This is a genomic window from Variovorax sp. P4_B11 (assembly GCF_056402355.1).
Map to the genome: position 1 here is coordinate 94,497 of NZ_JBFUHO010000007.1, position 20,051 is coordinate 114,547.

16 protein-coding genes and 2 tRNA genes are annotated in these 20,051 nt (G+C 66.9%); 8 read left to right on the forward strand and 10 right to left on the reverse strand.

Translation table 11 applies throughout. From position 1 onward, the window contains the following. Positions 1–121: 121 nt before the first annotated feature. Entirely contained in the window at positions 122–2,521 is a 2,400-nt protein-coding gene (locus AC1DYD_RS09675) for a UvrD-helicase domain-containing protein (RefSeq protein WP_478172521.1), read from the reverse strand. Positions 2,522–2,559: 38 nt separating this feature from the next. After that, positions 2,560–3,465, reverse strand: a complete 906-nt coding sequence (locus tag AC1DYD_RS09680) for a MurR/RpiR family transcriptional regulator (RefSeq protein WP_478172522.1) — start codon at positions 3,463–3,465, stop codon at positions 2,560–2,562. Between the two features lie 109 nt (positions 3,466–3,574). Between AC1DYD_RS09680 and AC1DYD_RS09685 the strand changes: the two genes are divergently transcribed. From AC1DYD_RS09685 to AC1DYD_RS09695, 3 genes are all read left to right on the forward strand, one after another. Next, positions 3,575–4,756, forward strand: a complete 1,182-nt coding sequence (locus tag AC1DYD_RS09685) for a M20 family metallopeptidase (protein WP_478172523.1) — start codon at positions 3,575–3,577, stop codon at positions 4,754–4,756. A gap of 33 nt (positions 4,757–4,789) precedes the next feature. Beyond that, complete coding sequence (locus tag AC1DYD_RS09690; RefSeq protein WP_478172524.1) at positions 4,790–5,803, forward strand: Bug family tripartite tricarboxylate transporter substrate binding protein; 1,014 nt, start codon at positions 4,790–4,792, stop codon at positions 5,801–5,803. A 214-nt stretch (positions 5,804–6,017) separates the two neighbouring features. Next, a complete protein-coding gene (locus AC1DYD_RS09695; protein WP_478172525.1) occupies positions 6,018–6,995 on the forward strand; it encodes a GMP reductase in 978 nt (325 codons plus the stop codon). A gap of 184 nt (positions 6,996–7,179) precedes the next feature. Here the strand turns inward: AC1DYD_RS09695 and AC1DYD_RS09700 are convergent, their stop codons facing one another. Further along, positions 7,180–8,046 (reverse strand): alpha/beta hydrolase, encoded by an 867-nt coding sequence (locus AC1DYD_RS09700; protein WP_478172526.1) that lies wholly within the window; start codon positions 8,044–8,046, stop codon positions 7,180–7,182. A 95-nt stretch (positions 8,047–8,141) separates the two neighbouring features. Between AC1DYD_RS09700 and AC1DYD_RS09705 the strand changes: the two genes are divergently transcribed. Continuing rightward, positions 8,142–8,217 (forward strand) — tRNA-Ala (locus AC1DYD_RS09705). 92 nt (positions 8,218–8,309) lie between these two features. Here AC1DYD_RS09705 and AC1DYD_RS09710 read toward each other — a convergent pair. From AC1DYD_RS09710 to AC1DYD_RS09730, 5 genes are all read right to left on the reverse strand, one after another. Then, on the reverse strand, positions 8,310–8,441 hold the full coding sequence (locus tag AC1DYD_RS09710) for a hypothetical protein (RefSeq protein ID WP_478172622.1): 132 nt from the start codon (positions 8,439–8,441) through the stop codon (positions 8,310–8,312). Continuing rightward, positions 8,413–9,048 (reverse strand): MarC family protein, encoded by a 636-nt coding sequence (locus tag AC1DYD_RS09715; protein ID WP_478172527.1) that lies wholly within the window; start codon positions 9,046–9,048, stop codon positions 8,413–8,415. Before AC1DYD_RS09715 ends, AC1DYD_RS09710 begins: the two co-directional genes overlap by 29 nt. Positions 9,049–9,064: 16 nt before the next feature. Beyond that, the gene (locus AC1DYD_RS09720) at positions 9,065–10,450 is read right to left on the reverse strand and encodes a DUF1254 domain-containing protein (RefSeq protein ID WP_478172528.1); all 1,386 of its coding nucleotides are present in this window, start codon (positions 10,448–10,450) and stop codon (positions 9,065–9,067) included. 125 nt (positions 10,451–10,575) lie between these two features. Next, positions 10,576–12,150, reverse strand: coding sequence for an arylsulfatase (locus AC1DYD_RS09725; RefSeq protein WP_478172529.1), 1,575 nt, complete (start codon positions 12,148–12,150; stop codon positions 10,576–10,578). A 162-nt stretch (positions 12,151–12,312) separates the two neighbouring features. Further along, a complete protein-coding gene (locus AC1DYD_RS09730; protein ID WP_478172530.1) occupies positions 12,313–13,023 on the reverse strand; it encodes an SDR family NAD(P)-dependent oxidoreductase in 711 nt (236 codons plus the stop codon). Positions 13,024–13,121: 98 nt separating this feature from the next. Between AC1DYD_RS09730 and bktB the strand changes: the two genes are divergently transcribed. The 4 genes from bktB to AC1DYD_RS09750 all read left to right on the forward strand — a co-directional run bounded on the left by bktB (position 13,122) and on the right by AC1DYD_RS09750 (position 17,404). After that, positions 13,122–14,303: a beta-ketothiolase BktB gene (gene bktB, locus AC1DYD_RS09735; RefSeq protein WP_478172531.1), complete on the forward strand. Its 1,182-nt coding sequence runs from the start codon at positions 13,122–13,124 to the stop codon at positions 14,301–14,303. A 67-nt stretch (positions 14,304–14,370) separates the two neighbouring features. Then, positions 14,371–14,446 (forward strand) — tRNA-Lys (locus AC1DYD_RS09740). Between the two features lie 1,509 nt (positions 14,447–15,955). Continuing rightward, positions 15,956–16,246 (forward strand): 2TM domain-containing protein, encoded by a 291-nt coding sequence (locus AC1DYD_RS09745; RefSeq protein WP_478172532.1) that lies wholly within the window; start codon positions 15,956–15,958, stop codon positions 16,244–16,246. A 354-nt stretch (positions 16,247–16,600) separates the two neighbouring features. Beyond that, a complete protein-coding gene (locus AC1DYD_RS09750) occupies positions 16,601–17,404 on the forward strand; it encodes a TSUP family transporter (protein WP_478172533.1) in 804 nt (267 codons plus the stop codon). Between the two features lie 220 nt (positions 17,405–17,624). Here AC1DYD_RS09750 and AC1DYD_RS09755 read toward each other — a convergent pair whose 3' ends face one another. Beyond that, positions 17,625–19,001, reverse strand: coding sequence for an amidase (locus AC1DYD_RS09755; RefSeq protein ID WP_478172534.1), 1,377 nt, complete (start codon positions 18,999–19,001; stop codon positions 17,625–17,627). Positions 19,002–19,292: 291 nt separating this feature from the next. After that, positions 19,293–20,045: an SDR family NAD(P)-dependent oxidoreductase gene (locus tag AC1DYD_RS09760; RefSeq protein ID WP_478172535.1), complete on the reverse strand. Its 753-nt coding sequence runs from the start codon at positions 20,043–20,045 to the stop codon at positions 19,293–19,295. Between the last annotated feature and the right edge of the window lie 6 nt (positions 20,046–20,051).

Sequence of the window (20,051 nt, forward strand, 5' to 3'; positions counted from 1 at the left end):
CCCCCCAGGTTGGCTCACTGCGTGTAGCCGCCCACCCCCCTACCGGGGGGCAACACCAGCGGCCCGGCGAAGCCGGTTCCGCGGTGTTTCACCAACGGGCCTGGCTGCGCCGGCCTCGGCGTCAGACTGGGGTCAACTTGGCCACCGAAAGGGCCAGCCACTTGATGCCGTGGCGCGGGAAATTCACCTGCGCGCGGGCGTCGTCGCCGCTGCCTTCGAGCGCGGTCACGGTGCCTTCGCCGAACTTGTTGTGGAAGACCTGCATGCCCGAGCGCAAGCCGTGCGAAGGTGCGGCCTTCTGCGGCGGGACCGGCGGGCTGGCGAAACTGTCCTTGCTGAAAGCTCCGGCGCCGCCCCGCGTGGTCGCGTAGCCGCCGCCGTAGCCGAAGGCCGAAGGCGTGAAGCCCATGTTCTTCGGCGTCAGCCATTTGAGCGCGCCCTCGGGCAGTTCGTCGAAGAAGCGGCTCTTGAGGTTGTAGCGGGTCTGGCCGTGCAGCATCCGGGTCTGCGAATGGCTCATGTAGAGCCGCTGGCGCGCGCGCGTGATCGCCACGTACATCAGCCGCCGTTCTTCCTCGAGGCTCTCGTTGTCGCTCATCGAGTTCTCGTGCGGAAACAGGCCCTCTTCCATGCCGGTAATGAATACGCAGTCGAACTCGAGGCCCTTGGCCGCATGCACCGTCATCAGCTGCACAGCGTCCTGGCCGGCCTGGGCCTGGTTGTCGCCCGATTCCAGCGCCGCATGGGTCAGGAAGGCGGCCAGCGGGCTCAGGGTTTCGCCGGTCTCGGCGTCGGGCGCCAGCGGCTCGTCGAGCAGCGGCCGGTTCGGGTCCAGCCCCTGGCTGGCCGGCGACTGGCGCAGCTCGTCGACCGGCAGCGCCACCGCGTCGCGGCCAAAACCCTCCTGCGTGACGAAGCTTTCGGCCGCATTCACCAGTTCTTCCAGATTCTCGATCCGGTCGGCGCCCTCGCGATCGGCCTTGTAGTGCTCGATCAGGCCGCTGTGGTCGAGCACCAGCTCGATGATCTCGCGCAGCGACAGGCCCTGCGTCTGCTCGCGCAGCACGTCGATCCGGGCCACGAACGCCGTCAGGTTGCTGCCGGCCTTGCCGCCGACGGCGCTCACCGCGTCGTGCATCGAGCGCCCGGCGGCGCGGGCCGCGTCCTGCAACTGCTCGATGCTGCGGGCGCCGATGCCGCGCGGCGGGAAGTTGACGATGCGCAGGAAGCTGGTGTCGTCGTCCTTGTTCTCGAGCAGGCGCAGGTAGGCCAGCGCGTGCTTGATCTCGGCCCGCTCGAAGAAGCGCAGGCCACCGTACACGCGGTACGGCACCGAGGCGTTGAACAGCGCCGTCTCGATCACCCGGCTCTGCGCGTTGCTGCGGTAGAGCACGGCCATTTCCTTGCGGTCGATGCCGTCGCGCACCAGTTGGCGCATCTCCTCGACCATCCACTGCGCCTCGGCGAAGTCGCTGGTGGATTCGTAGACGCGCACCGGCTCGCCGGGGCCCTGGTCCGTGCGCAGGTTCTTGCCCAGCCGCTTGGTGTTGTGGCTGATCAGCGCATTGGCCGAATCGAGGATGTTGCTGTAGCTGCGGTAGTTCTGTTCGAGCTTGATCTGGTGCGAGACGTCGAATTCGCGCACGAAGTCGGCCATGTTGCCCACCCGCGCGCCACGGAAGGCATAGATGCTCTGGTCGTCGTCGCCGACCGCGATCACGCTGTTGTCGTTGGGCGTGAAGCGGCCTTCGGCCGTCGTGCCCGAAAGCATCTTGATCCAGGCGTACTGCAGCCGGTTGGTGTCCTGGAACTCGTCGATGAGGATGTGGCGGAAGCGCCGCTGGTAGTGCTCGCGCACCGGGTCGTTGTCGCGCAGCAGTTCGTAGCTGCGCAGCATCAGCTCGCCGAAGTCGACCACGCCTTCGCGCTGGCACTGCTCCTCGTACAACTGGTAGAGCTCGATCTTCTTGCGGTCGTCGTCGCTGCGGGCCTCGACGTCGCGCGGTCGCAGGCCGTCTTCCTTGGCGCCGGCGATGAACCACTGGGTCTGCTTGGCCGGGAAGCGCTCGTCGTCGACGTTGAACTGCTTCATCAGCCGCTTGATGGCCGAGAGCTGGTCCTGGGTGTCGAGGATCTGGAAGGTGGACGGCAGGTTGGCGAGCTTCCAGTGGGCGCGCAGGAAGCGGTTGCACAGGCCGTGGAAGGTGCCGATCCACATGCCGCGCACGTTGACCGGCAGCATGGCGCCCAGCCGGGTCATCATTTCCTTGGCCGCCTTGTTGGTGAAGGTCACGGCCAGGATGCCGCCCGGCGACACCTGGCCGGTCTGCAGCAGCCAGGCGATGCGGGTCGTGAGCACCCGCGTCTTCCCGGAACCGGCGCCGGCCAGGATCAGGGCGTTGCCGGCCGGGAGCGTGACGGCGGCGAGTTGTTCCGAATTCAGGTTGGCAAGCAGCGGCGACGCTGCAGGCGCATGGCCCGTGGCCTCGGGCGCGCCAGAAAACAAGTCATGGGGGAGCATGCGCCCATTGTAGGAAGGTGCCCCTGCCAGCGGCCGCCTCAGGTCTTGGGACGCCGGCCTCGTGGGGTGGACGGCGCGCGGTACAGGCCATCGACCGCGTCGGACTCGACGCGCTGCCACAGCGCATCCTGGCGCCGCAGCGCCTCGCCGACCTGCACCTGCCGCCGCTGCGCGACGGCCGAGACGAGTGCATTGCAAAGGAAAAAGGCGGCCGTGTACGAATCGAAGGGCGACGCGTTCGCCGTGCCCACGACCAGGCAGTGATCGGCCTGCGCCACCACGGGCGCGGCCGCGCTGTCCGTCAGGGCCAGCACGGTGCAGCCTTGCTCGCGGAACTGGCGGGCCGCCAGCAGGGCGCCGCTGGAGTAGCGACGGATGCTGAACACCAGCAGCACGTCTTTCGGTTCGATCCACAGCAGGCGGTCCACCGCGAACGGCGCGCCCGCTCCCAGGTCCTGCACGCGCGGGCGGCACAGGTTGAGGTGGGTGGTGAGGTAGGTCGACACCGGAACGCTGTTCTTCTCCGCCAGCACGAACAGACGGCCTTCGCTGCCGGCGATGGCATTCACCATGCCCTCGAACATCGACATGTCCAGCGACTGGCGCGTGGCGGCGATGTTGTGCTGGTCGTGCAACAGGGCGTCGTCGATGCATTCGGCCAGGCTGCGATCACCGCCGATCGTGGCCGTGGCGCGCTGCGCGGGCGTCTGCAGCAGTGCTGTCACCTCGGAGCGTGCCTCGCGCCGGACCTCCGCCAGGCTGGCATACCCCAGCTTGGAAACGAGGCGCACCACGGTGGACGCGCTGGTGCCGGCGCGCATCGCGATCGCACTGGCGGAATCCAGCAAGCCGTCGGGATAGTGGCGCAGGAGGTCGTCGGCCAGGCCACGTTCGCTGGCCGTGAGGGATGACGCGTGGAACACCAGCCGTTCTGTCAGGAGCATGAGTGCGATTGCAGAGTGACATTTTCAGAATCGTCTGAGTATGCAAGTCATTGCAATGAACGTTTCATAAAAATATCATGGCTGACAATTTCATTTCAGGGGAGCATGCATGCACATTCAGGCGCGGGACGATGCGCGCGCGGCCGCCATCGACGCCCAGGTGACGGACTGGCTGGCGGCGCAGCACGAGCCCATGCTGGCACTGTTCCAGCAGATCGTGGACATCGACAGCGGCAGCGGCCACATCGAGGGCATTCATCGGGTGGCGGCCGCCCTGGCCAAGCGGCTGGAGGCGGCGGGCATGCAGGTCCAGACGATCGAACTGCCCGGCTACGGCTGCTGTCTCCACGCCCGCCTGCCGCAGGAACTGGACGCCGACAAGGGCCATGTCCTCCTGCTGGGCCACATGGACACGGTCTTCCCCATCGGCACCGCCGCGAGCCGCCCGTGGCGCTCGGACGGGGGCCGTGCCTACGGGCCGGGCGTGGCCGACATGAAATCGGGCTTGGTCATGAACGCCTTCGTCGCCGAGGCATTCGCGCGCTTCGGCGGCCACCCGAGCCCGTTGCAACTGTTCTTCTCGTGCGACGAGGAGGTCGGCTCTCCCGCGTCGCGCGCGTTGATCCGCCAGGTGGCGAAAGGCGCCCGGGCGGTCCTGAACGCGGAGCCGGGGCGCATCAGCGGCAACGTGGTGACGGCGCGCAAGGGTTCCTACAACATTGAATTCGAGGTCCTCGGCGTCGCCGCGCATGCCGGCGTGAATCCGACCCAAGGAGCCAGCGCCATCGCCGCCCTGGCGCACAAGACGCTCGCCTTGCATGCGCTGACCGACTCGCAACCCGGCGTGCTGCTGAACGTGGGCTTCGTCGAAGGCGGCATGGCAGCCAATGTCATCGCACCCCGGGCACGGGCACAGCTCGATCTGCGCTACACCGCCGACACCGACTTGGAAGCGCTGCTGGGCGATGTGAAGACGATCATCGAAGCCGAATCCCTTCCGCGCACGCACGGTCGCATCGTCAGGCAGACCGGCACGCTGCCGATGGTCCGCACGCCGGAGGCCTTGCTGCAGCTCTACCAGCACTGCGCCATGCGCTCGGGTTTCTCGGTCGACGGCGAATTCACCGGCGGTGCGGCAGACAGCGGCATCACCTCCTCCATGGGCATCCCGACGCTGTGCGCGCTGGGCCCGGTGGGCGGCTATCCGCACAGCGAACGCGAGTTCTGCGATCTGAGCACCTTCGTGCCGCGCGCTCAGGCGCTCGCGCGAACCATCCTGGCACTGCGCTGACCCGCGCGGCCCCCCATTGTCTGGAGCAACCCCATGAAACACCGCCGCCTCGACGCCGCCTGGCCTGCCTTGACCCGGCGCCGGATCCTGGGCACCGGCCTGGGCCTCGCCGCCCTGTCCGCCTTGCCTTCCTCGGCCAATCCCCAATACCCTTCACGTCCGATCACACTCGTTGTCCCCTTCCCTCCCGGAGGATCCGTGGACGTGATGGCGCGCCAATTTGCCGAACCCCTGAGTCAACTGCTGGGGGTGCCCATCGTCATCGACAACAAGCCCGGCGCTGGCGGCTCCATCGGCGCGCAGTTCGTGGCGCGTGCCAAGCCCGACGGCCACACACTGGTTGTGTCGTCTCAAAGCAGCCACCTGGCCAATCCGCTGGTCCAGCCCAACCTGGCCTACGACCCCATCAAGGATTTCGACAACATCGCCCTGCTGGGCCGCCAGCCGAACGTGTTGCTGGTGCATCCCAGCCTGCCGGTGCGAAACTTCGCGGAGTTCGTCGCCTACGTGAAGGCACGTCCGGGCCAGCTCAATTTCTGCAGCGCGGGTGCTGGCAGCATGGGTCAACTGAACGTGGAAATGATACAGCTGGCGCTGGGCACGCAGGCGGTACACGTCCCGTACCGCGGCGGCTCGCCGCTGATCACGGCGGTGCTCGGCAACGAAGTCCAGTTCGCGCTCGACAACCTCGTGATCTTCCTGCCCCACATCCAGGCTGGCAAACTGCGCGCGTTGGCCGTGGCATCGCCGACGCGAATCGCGCAACTGCCGGACGTGCCGACCTTCGCCGAACTCGGCCACCCGACGCTCAACCAGACGTCCTGGACCGGCATCGCCGCACCCGCCCACACGCCACAGGCCGTGGTGCAGGCGATTCACAAGGCCATCCGCAGCGCGGCGACACAACCGGCCATGATCGACGCGCTCAAGTCGCGCGGCGTGATCCCTCCGGAAGCAATGACGCCGCAGGCACTCGAACAGATGATGTCCGACCGACTCGTCGCCTACGGTGAAGTGGTGCGGCGAGCCAACGTGCGCCCCGAATAGCCCCTGACGCCCGGCCCCTTCGCATGCAAGGGTCGGGCGAACGGGTAGAATCAGTCACCGGGCCCAAGTTTCTTGACGTCCGGTTTTTTTGCGCCTGCGCACAGCAGGGAACGGCCGCGCCGCCACGGCGCGCCCGCAGATCCGGTCTCCAAGCCAAGCGCCCCATCGCCATCGCAATCTTTCGGCGGCGACCTACTAAGGAGCTTGGAATCTCATGCAAATCTTCGACTACGACAACATCCTCTTGCTGCCCCGCAAATGCGTGGTGGAAAGCCGCTCGGAATGCGACGCCAGCGTCACGCTGGGCGGCCGCAGTTTCCGCATCCCGACGGTGCCCGCCAACATGAAGACGGTGGTCGACGAGACCATCTGCACCTGGCTGGCGAAGAACGGCTACTTCTACGTCATGCACCGCTTCGACCTCGACAACCTCAAGTTCGTCAAGGACATGCACGCCCAGGGCGTGTTCGCCTCGATCTCGCTGGGGGTCAAGAAGCCCGATTACGACACGGTCGACCAGATGGTCGCCGCCGGCCTCGAGCCCGAATACATCACGATCGACATCGCGCACGGCCATGCCGACGGCGTGAAGAACATGATCGGCTACCTCAAGAAGAAGCTGCCCAAGGCCTTCGTGATCGCGGGCAATGTCGGCACGCCCGAGGCCGTGATCGACCTCGAGAACTGGGGCGCCGATGCGACCAAGGTCGGCATCGGCCCGGGCAAGGTCTGCATCACCAAGCTCAAGACCGGCTTCGGCACCGGCGGCTGGCAGCTGTCCGCGCTCAAGTGGTGCGCGCGCGTGGCGACCAAGCCGATCATCGCCGACGGCGGCATCCGCGACCACGGCGACATCGCCAAGAGCATCCGCTTCGGCGCCTCGATGGTGATGATCGGCTCGCTGTTCGCGGGCCATGAAGAGTCGCCCGGCAGGACCGTCGAGGTCGACGGCGCCCTCTTCAAGGAGTACTACGGCTCGGCCAGCGACTTCAACAAGGGCGAGTACAAGCACGTCGAAGGCAAGCGCATCCTGGAGCCGATCAAGGGCCAGCTGGCCGACACGCTGATCGAGATGGAACAGGACATCCAGAGCTCCATCAGCTACGCGGGCGGCCGCAAGCTGATGGACATCCGCAAGGTCAACTATGTCATGCTCGGTGGGGACAACGCCGGCGAACACCTGCTGATGTAGGTCACGAGGCCCCCACGCTCCCCCACTTCGTGTGGGTCGCTGCCCCCCGAGGGGGCCGCAGGCCGCCTTGGGGCGGCCCGGCGCCGGCCTGGATCGCCCCCACGCTTCCCCACTTCGTGTGGGTCGCTGCCCCCCGAGGGGGCCGCAGGCCGCCTTGGGGCGGCCCGGCGCCGGCCTGGTCCCCTCAGGCCTCGAGCAGTTGCACCGCGAGCCGGTGCAGCCGATGCGCCGGATCGGCCAGCGCGTCCAGGATGCTGAAATGGTGGCGCCCCGGCATCAGTTCGCACACCGGCACCGTGCGCGCGCCCCAGGCGTCGCGGATCAGCGCGTTCTGGCGCTTGAACTCCTCGCTCTCGTCGCCACCGGCGACCGCCCAGAGCCGGCCGTGCGCCGGTGCCGGCCACAGCGCCGGGCTCAGCCGCCGCGCCGATGCGTCCGTCAGGCGCAGTACGTCGGCGATGAAGGGCGCGTGCTGAAGAGGCCGCAGATCGTGCACGCCCGAGATCGACAGCGCGTTGCGCACCAGCTGCGCGGGCAGGTCCGGCGCCACCGATTTCCAGTCGCAGCCCAGCAGCATCGCCGCCAGGTGCCCGCCGGCCGAATGGCCCGCGACCGTGATCCGCGACGGATCCCCACCGTGCGCCGCGATGTGGCGCCAGGTCCATGCCAGCGCGCGCACCATCTGCAACGCGATGTCCTCGATGCCGACCGGCTGCTCGGGCGTCCCCGGGCACAGCGCATAGTTCGGCAGCACGACGCAGACGCCGCGGTCGCGGAAGGCGCGGACGATGAAGGAATGCTGGCTCTTGTCGAGCGAGCGCCAGTAGCCGCCATGGATGAACACCAGCACCGGCGCATCCGGCGCCAGCGCCGGGAACACGTCCAGGGTCTCGGCCGGCCCGTCGCCATAGCGCAGGTCGAGCTGGCAAGGCAGCGCGCCGCGGGTCGCGGCGGAATCCGCCGCCCAGCGTTCGAAATAGGCGGGATGGTCCGGCACCAACGCGCGATTGTTGTACATGCGGTCCAGCCAGGCGGGATCGTACGAGGCCATCGGTTCAAGCTCCAGGGTTTGCGAGGCGCGCATCTTGGCACGGCCACGCGGTCGTGCAAACGGGCGCCGGTTCTGGTTAGAATTCAACTTGCGTTGGGGGGGTAGCTCAGCTGGGAGAGCGCCGCGTTCGCAATGCGGAGGTCGTGAGTTCGATCCTCATCCTCTCCACCAACTTTTCAGCATTCATGCGGGTTCCGGGTCCATTTGGCCCCATTGCCCCGTATGAAACCCCTCTTCCGTGCAACCTGATCCTCCTGGCGCCCTCAGGGCACCAGCGGCGGCCCCTCGCCCAGCCGCACCGCGGGCTGCGGCGCGTCCTGGTCGGCCAGGCCCACGGACTGCGCCCCCGGATCGACCCACGCGTTGTCATCCGGCGTGCAAGGGTCCCAATTCACGCAATGCAACAAAGATGATGCTCACCGCCAGGGCCACCTGAAGCACCCCCAGCACCGCCCCCAGGATCTCCAGCACCATGGCCGCGGCCCCGCCGATCAGGCGGCGCGCGCAGAGCATGGCGAGCAGGTTCAGGAGCATCACGAAGGCCAGCATCGCCAGGATGGCCAGCGTGCGCCCGGCGCTGTGGCTGTTGGCCACCAGCACGATCAGCGCCGAGATCCCGTAGGGCGTGACCACGGTCGGAAAGGTGATGCGCATCGCCGCCGCGATGGGCGAGGCCGGGAGGTCCGCCGGCGGCGCGGCGGCCGGCTGGTACTGTGCCAGCACCATGCGCATGCCGACGACGAAGAAGATCAGGCCGCCGGTCAGCAGCAGCGCAGGGACCGGGATGTCCCAGTTCCGGAGCAACAAGAGCCCGATGAAGGCACCCAGGACCGCCGCGGCCAGGGCGATGACGAAGGTGCGCAGGGCGATCCCGCGCAGCAGCTTCTCGTCGAGACCGTGGGTGAGCCTGGCGAAGGGTCCGATGATCTTGAGGGGCCCGAGCGTGACGAACAACACGGTGAAGATGCCGCCCAGGCCCAGAAGCGAATTGGTCTCGTACATGGCGGCCTCTCCGGCGCTACTCGCGCTCGGCGCGAACCACCGCCGGCGGCGTCCAGCGGCCTTCCATCGCCGCGGGCTCCGGCCAGTAGGCGCGGATGTAGAGCGAGAACTCGCTGGCGTTCCCGGCCGGTGCCGGCAGCCAGTTGCTTTCGTTCTCGGCGCCCGGCGACGTCGACTGCACATGGATCGTCAACGAGCCATCGGCGGCGAAGCGCAGCGCCCGGCTCTTCGTCCCCACCGCGTAGCGCCCGAGTGCGTTGGGCTCGAAGAAATGGTGGCCGTTGTAGAGCGTCAGCGACCAGAAGCCCTTGACCGGCGGCAGCGCCCCCTGCGCGAAAGTCAGGGTGTAGCGCGCCGTGCCGCGCAGGCGCATGCCGTCCCGGTCCAGGTCCTGGTAGTAGTACTGCGTCTCGTTGGGCTTGTTGACGAAGATGTTCGACTTGGCAACCGCCGTGCGCGTGAAGTAGTCGGCGCCAAAGCAGGCGCCATTCGAAATCGTCGACCAGTGGTGCGGCAACGGCCGCCCGTAGTTTCGGAACTCGAACAGCGGCTCGACCAGTTCCCGTTCGGCCGCCGCCACCGCCTGCTCGAAGACCTGCTTGAGGCGCGCATCCCTCGCAGCCGCAGCCGCCACCGCCAGCACCTGCGCATAGCGCGCCGATTCGCCCGGCAAGGGCCTCGCATCGGCCAGCGCGGCGGGCAGGTCCTGCAGGAAATTCTCCGGCGGCACCCAGCGCGTCTCCGCGTCCCCGGGATCCGCCGCGCTCGGCCGCACCGGGAGCTTGCGCCAGTCGGTGATCTTCATCCGGCCGTCGAACTCGGCCACCGGGTAGAGGCCGATCCGGTTGATGACCGACTGCACCGCCTGCAGGTCTTGCGCCGTGTCGTCGCGGAACACCCGCGGGATCACCACCCCGGTGCCGGTCTGCGAGACGAACACGCGGCGAATCCCCGGCGGCACCGTGCCGATCCAGTTCGGCCCGACCAGCAGATAAAAGCCGGGCGCCGTGCCGTACATGCTGCCCAGCTCGGCGAAGCTGTCGGTGCGCGAATCCACCACCTGGAAGACCCAGAAGCGATCGCCGAAATCGGGCACCTGCAGCACCATCGGCGACCGGTCCAGCGCGACGATGCCATTGCCGTACACCACGTCCTGGTTCGGGCAGGCCACCGCGCGCTCGGCCGGATCGACGTAGTCGCTCAGCATGGTCAGGCTGTTGTTCGGCCCGACCGGCAGCACGCCGCCCAGCAGCATCGGATGCGGCAGGCGTCCGAAGGCGACGCGGCGGTTGTACACGTTGACGATCGGCCAGGCCCAGAAGAAGGCATCGCGCGCCACCAGGCGCACGTAATCGTCGCTGAGCCGGGTCTCGTGGTCGGGCCCCGGAACTGCCTGCGGCATGGCGATCTCCTGGAGTGGCATGCACTCGATCCGGCCTCGCTGGAGGCTCGGGCCGGCCCGGCCGCCAAGGCCCCGCTGCGGATTGGCCCGGCGCATGGCATCGGCCCGGTGTCGACGGCCGGCACTCAGTTCGCGCCACCGGCCGAGGCTTCCGCCATCTTCGCCAGCGCGTCGTCGATCGTGAAGGTGTTGGGCTTCTGCACCGGCGGGAACTCCTTGAAGGTGGCCGCGAATTTGTCGGCGATCGCATAGGCGCCGTACAGGATGTACGCGTGGTAGATGAACCACTCGTAGTAGGAGTTGGAGGTGATGTCGGCGCGCTCGAACGGATCGGTTCGCAGGTTGAATATCTTCGGCAGCCGCAGGCGTACGAAGGGCTCGGCCCAGACGCCCAGCGTGCCGGCCAAGCGCTGCTCCATGAAGACCACCTTCCAGTTGTCGTAGCGCAGGCCGAGGATGTCGCCGTCGTCGCTGATATAGACGAAGAGCTTGCGCGGGCTCTCCTTCTCCTTGCCCGTGATGTGCGCCAGCAGGCTGAAGCCGTCGATGTGGTTCTTGTATTTGCGCCCGATCGCGGTCACGCCTTTCTTGACCTTCTCGACGATGTCGGGCTCGCCCGCCATTTCGAGAAAAGTCGGCAGCCAGTCGTGGTGCTGCACGATGCCGTTCGACACGCTGCCGGCGGGAACATGGCCCGGCCAGCGCACCACCATCGGAACGCGGAAGGCGCCTTCCCAGTTGGTGTTCTTCTCGCTGCGGAAGGGCGTCATCGCGCCGTCGGGCCAGCTGTTCATGTGCGGCCCGTTGTCGGTCGAATACATCACGAAGGTGTCTTCGCTGATGCCGAGCTCGTCGAGGTAGTCGAGCATCTCGCCCACGTTCTTGTCGTGGTCGATCATCGTGTCGTGGTAGGGCGACTGCCAGCGCCCGGCCTGGCCCAGGCTCTCCTTCTTGGTGTGCGTGAACATGTGCATGTGGGTGAAGTTGAGCCAGACGAAAAAGGGCTTGCCGGCCTCATGCTGCTTGCCGATGAACTTCTTGGCCTCGGCAGCGAAGTCGTCGTCGCAGGTCTCCATGCGCTTCGTGGTGAGCGGACCGGTGTCCTCGATCTTCTGCTTGCCGACGCGACCCCAGCGCGGCTCCTCGGTCGGGTCGTCGACATCGGTAGCATAGGAGTGGACCACGCCGCGCGGGCCGAAGTTCTTCTTGAAGTTGGGGAAGTCCTTGTCCGGGTAGTAGTCGTACATCTCCGGCTCTTCCTCGGCATTCAGGTGATAGAGGTTGCCGTAGAACTCGTCGAAGCCGTGGTTGGTGGGCAGATGCTGGTTGCGATCGCCCAGGTGGTTCTTGCCGAACTGGCCGGTGGCATAGCCCTGGTTCTTGAGCAGCGCCGCGATCGTGACGAGCTCCGTGTTCATGCCGATCGGGGCCGCCGGAATGCCAACCTTCGAAAGGCCGGTGCGGTAGACGCTCTGGCCCGTGATGAACGACGAGCGGCCCGCGGTGCAGGACTGCTCGCCGTAGGAATCCGTGAACTTCATCCCCTCCCAGGCCAGGCGATCGATGTTCGGCGTCTGGTAGCCCATCAGGCCATGCGTATAGCAACTGAGATTGGCGATGCCGATGTCGTCGCCCCAGATCACGAGGATGTTGGGCTTCTTGGCACCGGATGGACTGGCAGCGGGCTTCTTGGACGCCATGGCGGACTCCTGGTTGGGGGTTGCGTACAGGCGCGGGCGACGATGCCGGGCGCCGGAAGGAGCCCACAGCATGCGCATCCCGGAAAAAAAGTGCACTTGTCCCAAGGTGCCGTGCCGCTTGCCCTTTGGTGCAAGTCCGCCCGGCACCGGGGCATGCGCCGCTCAGGCGTCGAGCGTGAGGTGCTGCCCGTGCAGCGCGGCGGCGGCCGGCGAGGCCAGGAAGGCCACGGTCTGTGCCGCCACCGCGGTCGGCACCCACTGGCCCGGGTTGGCAGCCGGCATGGCTTGCCGGTTGGCCGGCGTGTCGAGCACGCTGGGCGCGATGCTGTTGACCGCGATGCCGTGCGGCGCCAGCTCGGCCGCCGAGGCCTCGACCAGGCGCTGCAGCGCACTCTTCGAGGCGATATAGGCGGCCATGGCGGCGGCGCCGCGGGCGGCGGTCTTGGCGGAGACCGCGACCACCCGGCCGGCCTTGCGCGCGATCATCGCGGGCACCAGCGCCTGCGTCACGGCGACGAAGGACCAGGCGTTGAGGTTCATCATGCGGTCCCAGGCCGCGCGGCTCAGGGCGTGCACCGGCTCGCCCATCTCGAAGCCGCCGGCGATGTGCACCAGGGCGTCGACCTGCCCGCCGAAGGCGCCGAGCACCCGCTGGCCGGCCGCGGCCATGGATTCCAGCGAACTGACGTCGGCCTCGAGCAGCAGGTGCTGCGCGTTGTCCAGCCCCGGGAAGGTGCCGGCCAGGTGCTCCAGCCGATGGTCGATCAGGGCCAGGCGTGCGCCCTCGTCGAGGAACTGCTGCACCACGGCACGCCCCAGCGCACCGGCGGCGCCCGTGACCACCACATGACGGGGAAGAACGGCTTCGACCATCGAAAGGCTCCTGGTTGGGACAGGAATGGTAACGCCGGCGTCACCCGCGCGGCGGCCGGGCTGGCATCATCGGCACTTCGTTTGCTAAGGAGAAAGTCATGAAGGAAGTGGTTGTCGTCAGCGGCGTTCGCACCGCCATCGGGACCTTCGGCGGAAGCCTCAAGGACGTGCCGCCCACCCGGCTTGCCGCGCTGGTCACCAAGGAAGCGCTGGCGCGCGCCAAGGTCGACGGCAAGGATGTTGAACACGTGGTCTTCGGCCACGTCATCAACACCGAGCCGCGCGACATGTACATGGCCCGCGTGGCCGCGATCGAGGGCGGCTGCGCCCAGGAGACGCCCGCGTTCACCGTCAACCGCCTCTGCGGCTCGGGGCTGCAGGCCATCGTCAGCGCGGCACAGAGCATCCAGCTCGGCGACGCCAAGGTGGCGGTCGGCGGCGGCGCCGAAAGCATGAGCCGAGCGCCCTTCGCCTCGCTCACGGCGCGCTGGGGCGCCCGCATGGGCGACAGCAAGATGGTCGACATGATGCTCGGCGCGCTGCACGACCCCTTCCAGACCATCCACATGGGCATCACGGCCGAGAACATCGCCAAGAAGTGGGGCATCAGCCGCGAGACCCAGGACCAGACCGCGTTGACCAGCCACCAGCGCGCCCAGAAGGCGATCGAGGGCGGCTACTTCAAGACGCAGATCGTTCCGGTGCCGCTCGAGAGCCGCAAGGGCACCACCTACTTCGACACCGACGAGCACGTGCGCCACGACGCCAAGATCGAGGACATGAGCAAGCTCAAGCCGGCCTTCCTGAAGGAGAACGGCACCGTGACCGCGGGCAATGCCTCGGGCGTCAACGACGCGGCCGCGGCCGTGGTGCTGATGGAGAAGGAAGAAGCCGCGCGGCGCGGCCTGAAGCCGCTGGCGCGCATCGTGGCCTACGCCTTCGCGGGCGTGGATCCGGCCTACATGGGCATCGGCCCGGTGCCGGCCTCGCGCAAGGCGCTCGAGAAGGCGGGCCTGAAGGCCTCCGACATGGACGTGGTCGAGGCCAACGAGGCCTTCGCGGCCCAGGCCTGCGCCGTGACCCAGGACCTGGGCCTGGACCCGGCCAAGGTCAATCCGAACGGCTCGGGCATCTCGCTGGGCCACCCGGTCGGCGCCACGGGCGCGCTGATCACGGTCAAGGCGCTGTACGAGCTGGAGCGCATCCAGGGCCGCTACGCGCTGGTGACCATGTGCATCGGCGGCGGCCAGGGGATCGCCTGCATTTTTGAACGGACCTGAGGAAAGCCGCCAAAGTTGTGGCTATAATCGTAGGATTGCCTGAAACGACAAAGCTGTCGTTCCTCAGGGGCTCTTAGCTCAGTTGGTAGAGCAGCGGACTCTTAATCCGTAGGTCGAGTGTTCGAGTCACTCAGGGCCCACCACCAACAAGCCCGCATGGGCACTAGAAAGCCTGCTATCAAATCGGTAGCAGGCTTTTTTCTTTCCTGTTGTTGTTTCGTTGCCTGTCGGCAATCTGTAGGCAACTTGCCCAAATGCAGCCCTCCCGAAACGACAAACCCGGCGCAGTGTCCGGGCTCCCCCGCCCGACTCCCGCGCGCCCACGCCTCCCCAACCGTTGCGAGTTGCGGCAGCCTCGCCTTGTCAGTGCGCGGCCAGGTTGACCGGAAGTTCCCGACTATCGCCGGCTACGTGGTCCCATCAGCTTGAGGGTTGACGACTGTCGCACCAAAGCGCTCAATCAATCTTTACCCGACATCGACAGGGGGGCGACATGAAGACAACTTCTGTCGCGGCAGTGGTCGCAGGTTGCACACTGGTTCTTGGCTGCGACTTGGAGCCTCAAGTCCTGTTCGTGACGGACGGCAATCAACCCCTGCAGTTGACCGATGCCCAAGACGGATGCGTCACCCCCTATCGCGTTGCCTACCTCACTTCGTTCTATGGCGGGGCATCCAGGGGATGTTGGGTTCGGGAAGGGCCCCACATCCGCACTCACTTTCCGAAATTGGATGACAAGCTCATTCCGGTGGGTGAGTTCCGCCGCACAGCGTTGGCTGAGTACCGGAACGCCTCGTTGGACTAGACCAATGAGGCACGTCGTTGCGGTCCGGGATATGGCCGGTCCGAGGAGGCCTGAGCCGATGACCCTTGCTCGCTTCAAACCAGCACTGGCAAATGGGCCGTACGAGCGTGAACCCACTTCATGGCTTGCGCTTCAGCGTGCCGGATTGCTTCCGCCTCGGTTCGACAGGTATCGGAGTCACTCAGCAAAGACACTCGCCCTTCGCTGGGCCAAGGAAGCCTGCGCACGAGGACCGGCCGGTACAAGGCACGGCCCAGACGCTCTGCCGAGCAGAAAAATTGATAGCCCTCGTATACGAACAATACGCTTCTCGCCACGGTCGGCTCCCGATAGCCAACTCCGGTTGGACATCGTGCACCCCATAAATGTTCCCGAACGTAACACTGGCGATCAGGCCTGCGATGGGTCGCGCAACCGCTTCGGGATAGAGCCGTGAGGACCCTTCCCTCTCAGTTCCGCTCCGTATAGCCGAACGGTTCGAAGCCCTGTCGGTCGGCCGGGGTCGGCGAAGATTCTTGCGGCGGCGAACTGGGTGGCGGTGGCGGTGGACCCAGTTCGGACGGCGTTGGCGAATCGGTATTCATGGCGGTCTCGTTGACTTGCTCGGCCACTTGGTTCGTCTCGGCTGGCCCTCTGCGCTCGTCGCTCCATTCGATGCAATAGATGTTAGGCGCCTTGAGCGCATCCCGGGAACCGAGGCGGAGGGCAAGAGCCTCGATCGGCGTCTCGGGCCTCAGCCGACCCGCGCTGAGCAAGCCCCGGGCGCCTCGAGGGTGCCAATTGAAAGCCATGTGGTGCCGAAACCTGTTCCACTTGAGGAATATGCTTCCCCCTATGAGGTCGCACCATGAAAAACGCCTCCGCCGACCATGACCCTCTGGAGCGACTTGCTCGCCGTCGCGCGAGCGCCAAGATGGGCTGGTACATCCATGCGTTCGTGTACGTTCTGGTGAACCTGCTCCTCATTCTCCTGGCTACCTCGCGCGGGCAGAACTGGTATGTGTATCCACTCCTCGGCTGGGGCCTGGGCCTCCTGATACACGGCGCGGCGGTATTCCTTGTCGCGCCGGGCGGGGGCCTCTACGACCGGCTGCTTGAGCGCGAGCGCAAATCGCTGCGGGGCGGTGACCGTCGGTGATGGGTCGACCGTAGCCGGCCGACTATCGGCGGTGGCCCTGGGCGCCCGGCTTTGGTGGCGAGCCGCCCCCATGCTCAAAGCCCCGAGCGTTTCGGAATCTGCGCTTGAAGTGAATCTTGTTCTTTTCAAGATCCAAGTGGCCTCCACACATTTGAGGAGGGCCTCGCGGCCGAGGCGTGTCCCTGCGGGGCGCGCGTGTAAATAATGGCTTCCGGTGGGTGACTGACCGGGCGAGCGCTGGTGCTGGTGGGCCCCTCTCGTGGCTTTGCGCTTCGACGATCTGCGGACGATGACCGCGCACCGTCGGCACGCTGCCAGCCGAAAAGCCAGCGCGCTCTGATCTGGTAGCGCACTATGCACGTCCTTCCCGACTTCTCGAGCGCCGGCGGTCTGCCATTCATGCTCGCCCTTGCCGCGATTTACGCGGCGGCGGCAGTCTTCAGTGGCTTGTCTGGCTTTGGCTTCTCGGCCATCGGCGCCCTGAGCCTGATGGTCCTGCCTCCACAACTCGGCGTGGCCGTCCTGATGGGGTTGTCTCTGCTGACGCAGGCTTTCAGCGTCGGCAGTCTTTGGAGCGAAATCCGCCGCCATGTCGGCCTGCGGAACTGGCGCGCCGGAGTTGCCCCCTACCTCGCCGGCGGCATGGCCGGCATGCCCGTCGGACTGACGATCCTCTACGCCTTTGGCCCCCGCGACTTGACGGTATCGCTTGGCCTGTTGCTCATGGCGTATTCGACATGGTCGTTGCTCAAACCCGCGACGCTGCGGCTGAAGAGCAGCGCGCCCAGTCTGAAGCGCTCGTTTCTTGTCGGCGCCGTGGGCGGCGTCGTCGGCGGCTTCTCGGCCTTTCCCGGCTCGGCTTTGGTCGTGTGGAACGGCCTGGTGGGGGTCAACAAGGAAGAAAGCCGCGCGCTGACGCAAACCTTCATCCTGTGGATGCAGTTCGTTGGCCTGACGCTTCTGGCTGCCGCGCGGCCTCACCTGTTCGATCGTCCGTTCTGGATGATTTTTCTACCGGCGTTGCCATTGGCGCTGCTCGGAAACGCATTGGGCATCGCCATCTACAGGAGGACGGGCGATGTGGGCTATCGCAACATCACTCTCGTCGCACTGGGCGTCTCCGGGCTGGGGCTGTTGCTCAAGGTCGTCTTGGTGTGACGGAAGTTCTTCCGCACGATGCCACGCCGTGCCTGCAAAAGTGACATCGCACCTCTTGGCATCGCGACAGTCGCCGGCATCGAGGAACCGCCCTCTAGGGGCGGGCGCCGAAGCAACCTCTACCAGCGCCGGCAGACTGTCTGCGTGAAGGGTACCCCACCAGAATTAAGCCTTCGTGACACAACCGAACAAAGCCGCACACGGGGGGCGACCTTTTCTTTCATGCGCGCCGTGATTCAAGCAGCGCGGCGATCCCGAGCAGATAGTGGTCGTCGTGCCAGCGGCCGGCCAGTTGAAGACCGATCGGAAGTCCGATCGAGCTGCGGCCACAGGGCATCGACAGCGCGGGATGCCCCGTCAGGTTCATCGGATAGGTGTAGGGATACCAGGCGCCGCGAACCGTGCCTGCCGGCTTTCCGGCGATCTCGATCTCGCCGCTGACGTCCATGTCGATCGGCAGCGGCGGCGCGGACAGCGTGGGCGACACCAGCAGGTCGAAGCTCTCGAAGAGTGCCTGAAGCCTGGCGAAACATTGCGTTCTGGCGAAGCCCGCTTCGTTGAGCGCCACCGCGCCGAGCTGGCGACCTTTGCGCACCGTGTCGATCAAGGTCGGGTCCAGGCGCGCACCGAAGCGTTCGAGATGGGCGCCCACGCGGGCGGCCAGCATCGACTGCAGGACCACCAGGAAGTGCCGCTCCAGGGCCACGAAGTCGAGCTCGACGGTTTCGACGATGGCGCCTTCCCGCTCCATCGCCCGCACGGCGGCCTCGGTGATGCGCGCCACCTCGGGGTCGACCCGATTGCCAGCCGTGGGAAGCCACGCCACCTTCACGCCGCTCAGGGTGAGCGGCGCCGGCCGCCCCGGTGGCGTCGAGCCCTGCCCGTAGGGATCGCGGGAATCGAAGCCGCGGATCACGTCGAACAGAAGCGCCGTGTCCGCCGCGTCGCGCGCCATCGGTCCGACATAGGAATTCACCGAGAACAGGTCGGGCGCCTGGAGATGCGGCACCACGCCGAGGGTGGGCTTCAGGCCGACGATGCCGCAGCACGATGACGGGATGCGGATCGAGCCGCCGCCATCGGTTCCCAAGGCCAGCGGCCCCATGCCGGCGGCGACGGCCACGGCGGCCCCGCTGCTCGACGCGCCCGGCGTGTAGCGCGGATCGATCGGGTTCAGCGTGCGGCCGAAGATCGGCGCCGTTGCGACGGGCTTGTGACCGAACTCCGGCGTGGTGGTCTTGCCGATCAGGATCGCGCCCGCGGCCTTGGCCCGCGCAACCGCCACGGCGTCCTCCTTCGGGACGAAGTCCTCGTAGATCGCCGAGCCCATGGTGGTGCGCACCCCCGCCGTCGCCGTCAGGTCCTTGACCGAATAGGGAATGCCATGCAACGGCGGCAGCACGCCACCGGCCATGACTTCGGCCTCCGCCTTGCGCGCCGCTGCCATCGCCTGTTCGCCGGTCACGGTGATGAAGGCATTGAGGTCGCTGCGGGCATCGATGCGATCGAGTGCCGCCCGCACGACTTCCACCGGGGACACCTCCTTGCGCCTGATGAGGGAAGCCAGCTCCCGGGCGCTGCGGTCCATCAAATCCATTGTCGATCCTCCGTGAACAGGGACGAGGGCCTATTCACACTATGTCCGGGGTCGCGAAGGCATGCCAGGACGGGCCAATCAAGGCGCGCGACGCGGCATGTGCGTTGGCACATGCAAGGAGCGCAACGCCGAGTGGCCCGTCCTGGCATGCCTTCCCTTCGGGTTGCCGTGCCAAGGGGCCGTCTGCGGCGTTGCACGCGCTTGCAAGGCCAAAGCCTTGCTGCGCACGCGCGCCTTGCATCCAGCCCCTTGGTACGGCAACGCGATCCCCGGACATAGTGTGAATAGGCCCTACACCATCCATCGGCCGCCGTCGATCAGCAGCGTCTGGCCGGTGATGAAACGGGCGTCGTCGCCCGCAAGGAAACTGACCGCGGCAGCCACGTCTTCGGGTGACCCGATGAAGCCGGCGGGGGTATCGGCCACGATCCTGGCCAGCACCTCGGGCTGGAGCCGGTCGTGCGCGCGGGTGCGAATCGCACCGGGACAGACCGCATTGACCGTGACGCCGTGCGGCGCCAGCTCTCGCGCCAGCGAGCGGGTAAAGCCGACCACGCCCATCTTGGCTGCCGCGTAGTCCGCCAGCCCCACGTCGCCGACGAAGGCCGCATCGGTGCTCATGTTGACGATCCGGCCAAAGCCGCGGTCACGCATCCCCGCCGCGACACGTCGCGACGCGCGCATCGCCGTCAGCAGCGAGACCTCGAGCACGAAGCGCCAGGTCGATTCTTCCGATTCGGCGAAGGGGCCGCCGCGTTCGCGCGCGCTTTGCCCGACGTTGTTGAACAGGATGTCGACCGGCCCCCAGCCGGACTCGGCACGATCGAAGAATGCCGACACGACCTTCGGATCGGTGCAATCCCCCGACACGCAGATGCAGCGGCCGGCCGCGCCGGGAACGGCAGAAAGTTGCTGCGCCAATGGCGCACAGTCGAGATCCAGCACGGCCACCCGGGCGCCGTGGGCCAGGAAGTCCAGCACCGCGGCGGCGCCGATGCCCTGGCCACCCCCGGTGACGACGGCGACCCTGTGGTCGAATTTCATGCGGCG

Coding starts and splice junctions, on each gene's coding strand:
- AC1DYD_RS09690 (WP_478172524.1), top strand. CDS start 4,790: ATGAAACACCGCCGCCTCGACGCCGCCTGGCCTGCCTTGACCCGGCGC.
- AC1DYD_RS09760 (WP_478172535.1), bottom strand. CDS start 20,045: ATGAAATTCGACCACAGGGTCGCCGTCGTCACCGGGGGTGGCCAGGGC.
- AC1DYD_RS09695 (WP_478172525.1), top strand. CDS start 6,018: ATGCAAATCTTCGACTACGACAACATCCTCTTGCTGCCCCGCAAATGC.
- AC1DYD_RS09745 (WP_478172532.1), top strand. CDS start 15,956: ATGAAAAACGCCTCCGCCGACCATGACCCTCTGGAGCGACTTGCTCGC.
- AC1DYD_RS09700 (WP_478172526.1), bottom strand. CDS start 8,046: ATGGCCTCGTACGATCCCGCCTGGCTGGACCGCATGTACAACAATCGC.
- AC1DYD_RS09715 (WP_478172527.1), bottom strand. CDS start 9,048: ATGTACGAGACCAATTCGCTTCTGGGCCTGGGCGGCATCTTCACCGTG.
- AC1DYD_RS09755 (WP_478172534.1), bottom strand. CDS start 19,001: ATGGATTTGATGGACCGCAGCGCCCGGGAGCTGGCTTCCCTCATCAGG.
- AC1DYD_RS09675 (WP_478172521.1), bottom strand. CDS start 2,521: ATGCTCCCCCATGACTTGTTTTCTGGCGCGCCCGAGGCCACGGGCCAT.
- AC1DYD_RS09720 (WP_478172528.1), bottom strand. CDS start 10,450: ATGCCGCAGGCAGTTCCGGGGCCCGACCACGAGACCCGGCTCAGCGAC.
- AC1DYD_RS09725 (WP_478172529.1), bottom strand. CDS start 12,150: ATGGCGTCCAAGAAGCCCGCTGCCAGTCCATCCGGTGCCAAGAAGCCC.
- AC1DYD_RS09750 (WP_478172533.1), top strand. CDS start 16,601: ATGCACGTCCTTCCCGACTTCTCGAGCGCCGGCGGTCTGCCATTCATG.
- AC1DYD_RS09730 (WP_478172530.1), bottom strand. CDS start 13,023: ATGGTCGAAGCCGTTCTTCCCCGTCATGTGGTGGTCACGGGCGCCGCC.
- AC1DYD_RS09680 (WP_478172522.1), bottom strand. CDS start 3,465: ATGCTCCTGACAGAACGGCTGGTGTTCCACGCGTCATCCCTCACGGCC.
- AC1DYD_RS09685 (WP_478172523.1), top strand. CDS start 3,575: ATGCACATTCAGGCGCGGGACGATGCGCGCGCGGCCGCCATCGACGCC.
- bktB (WP_478172531.1), top strand. CDS start 13,122: ATGAAGGAAGTGGTTGTCGTCAGCGGCGTTCGCACCGCCATCGGGACC.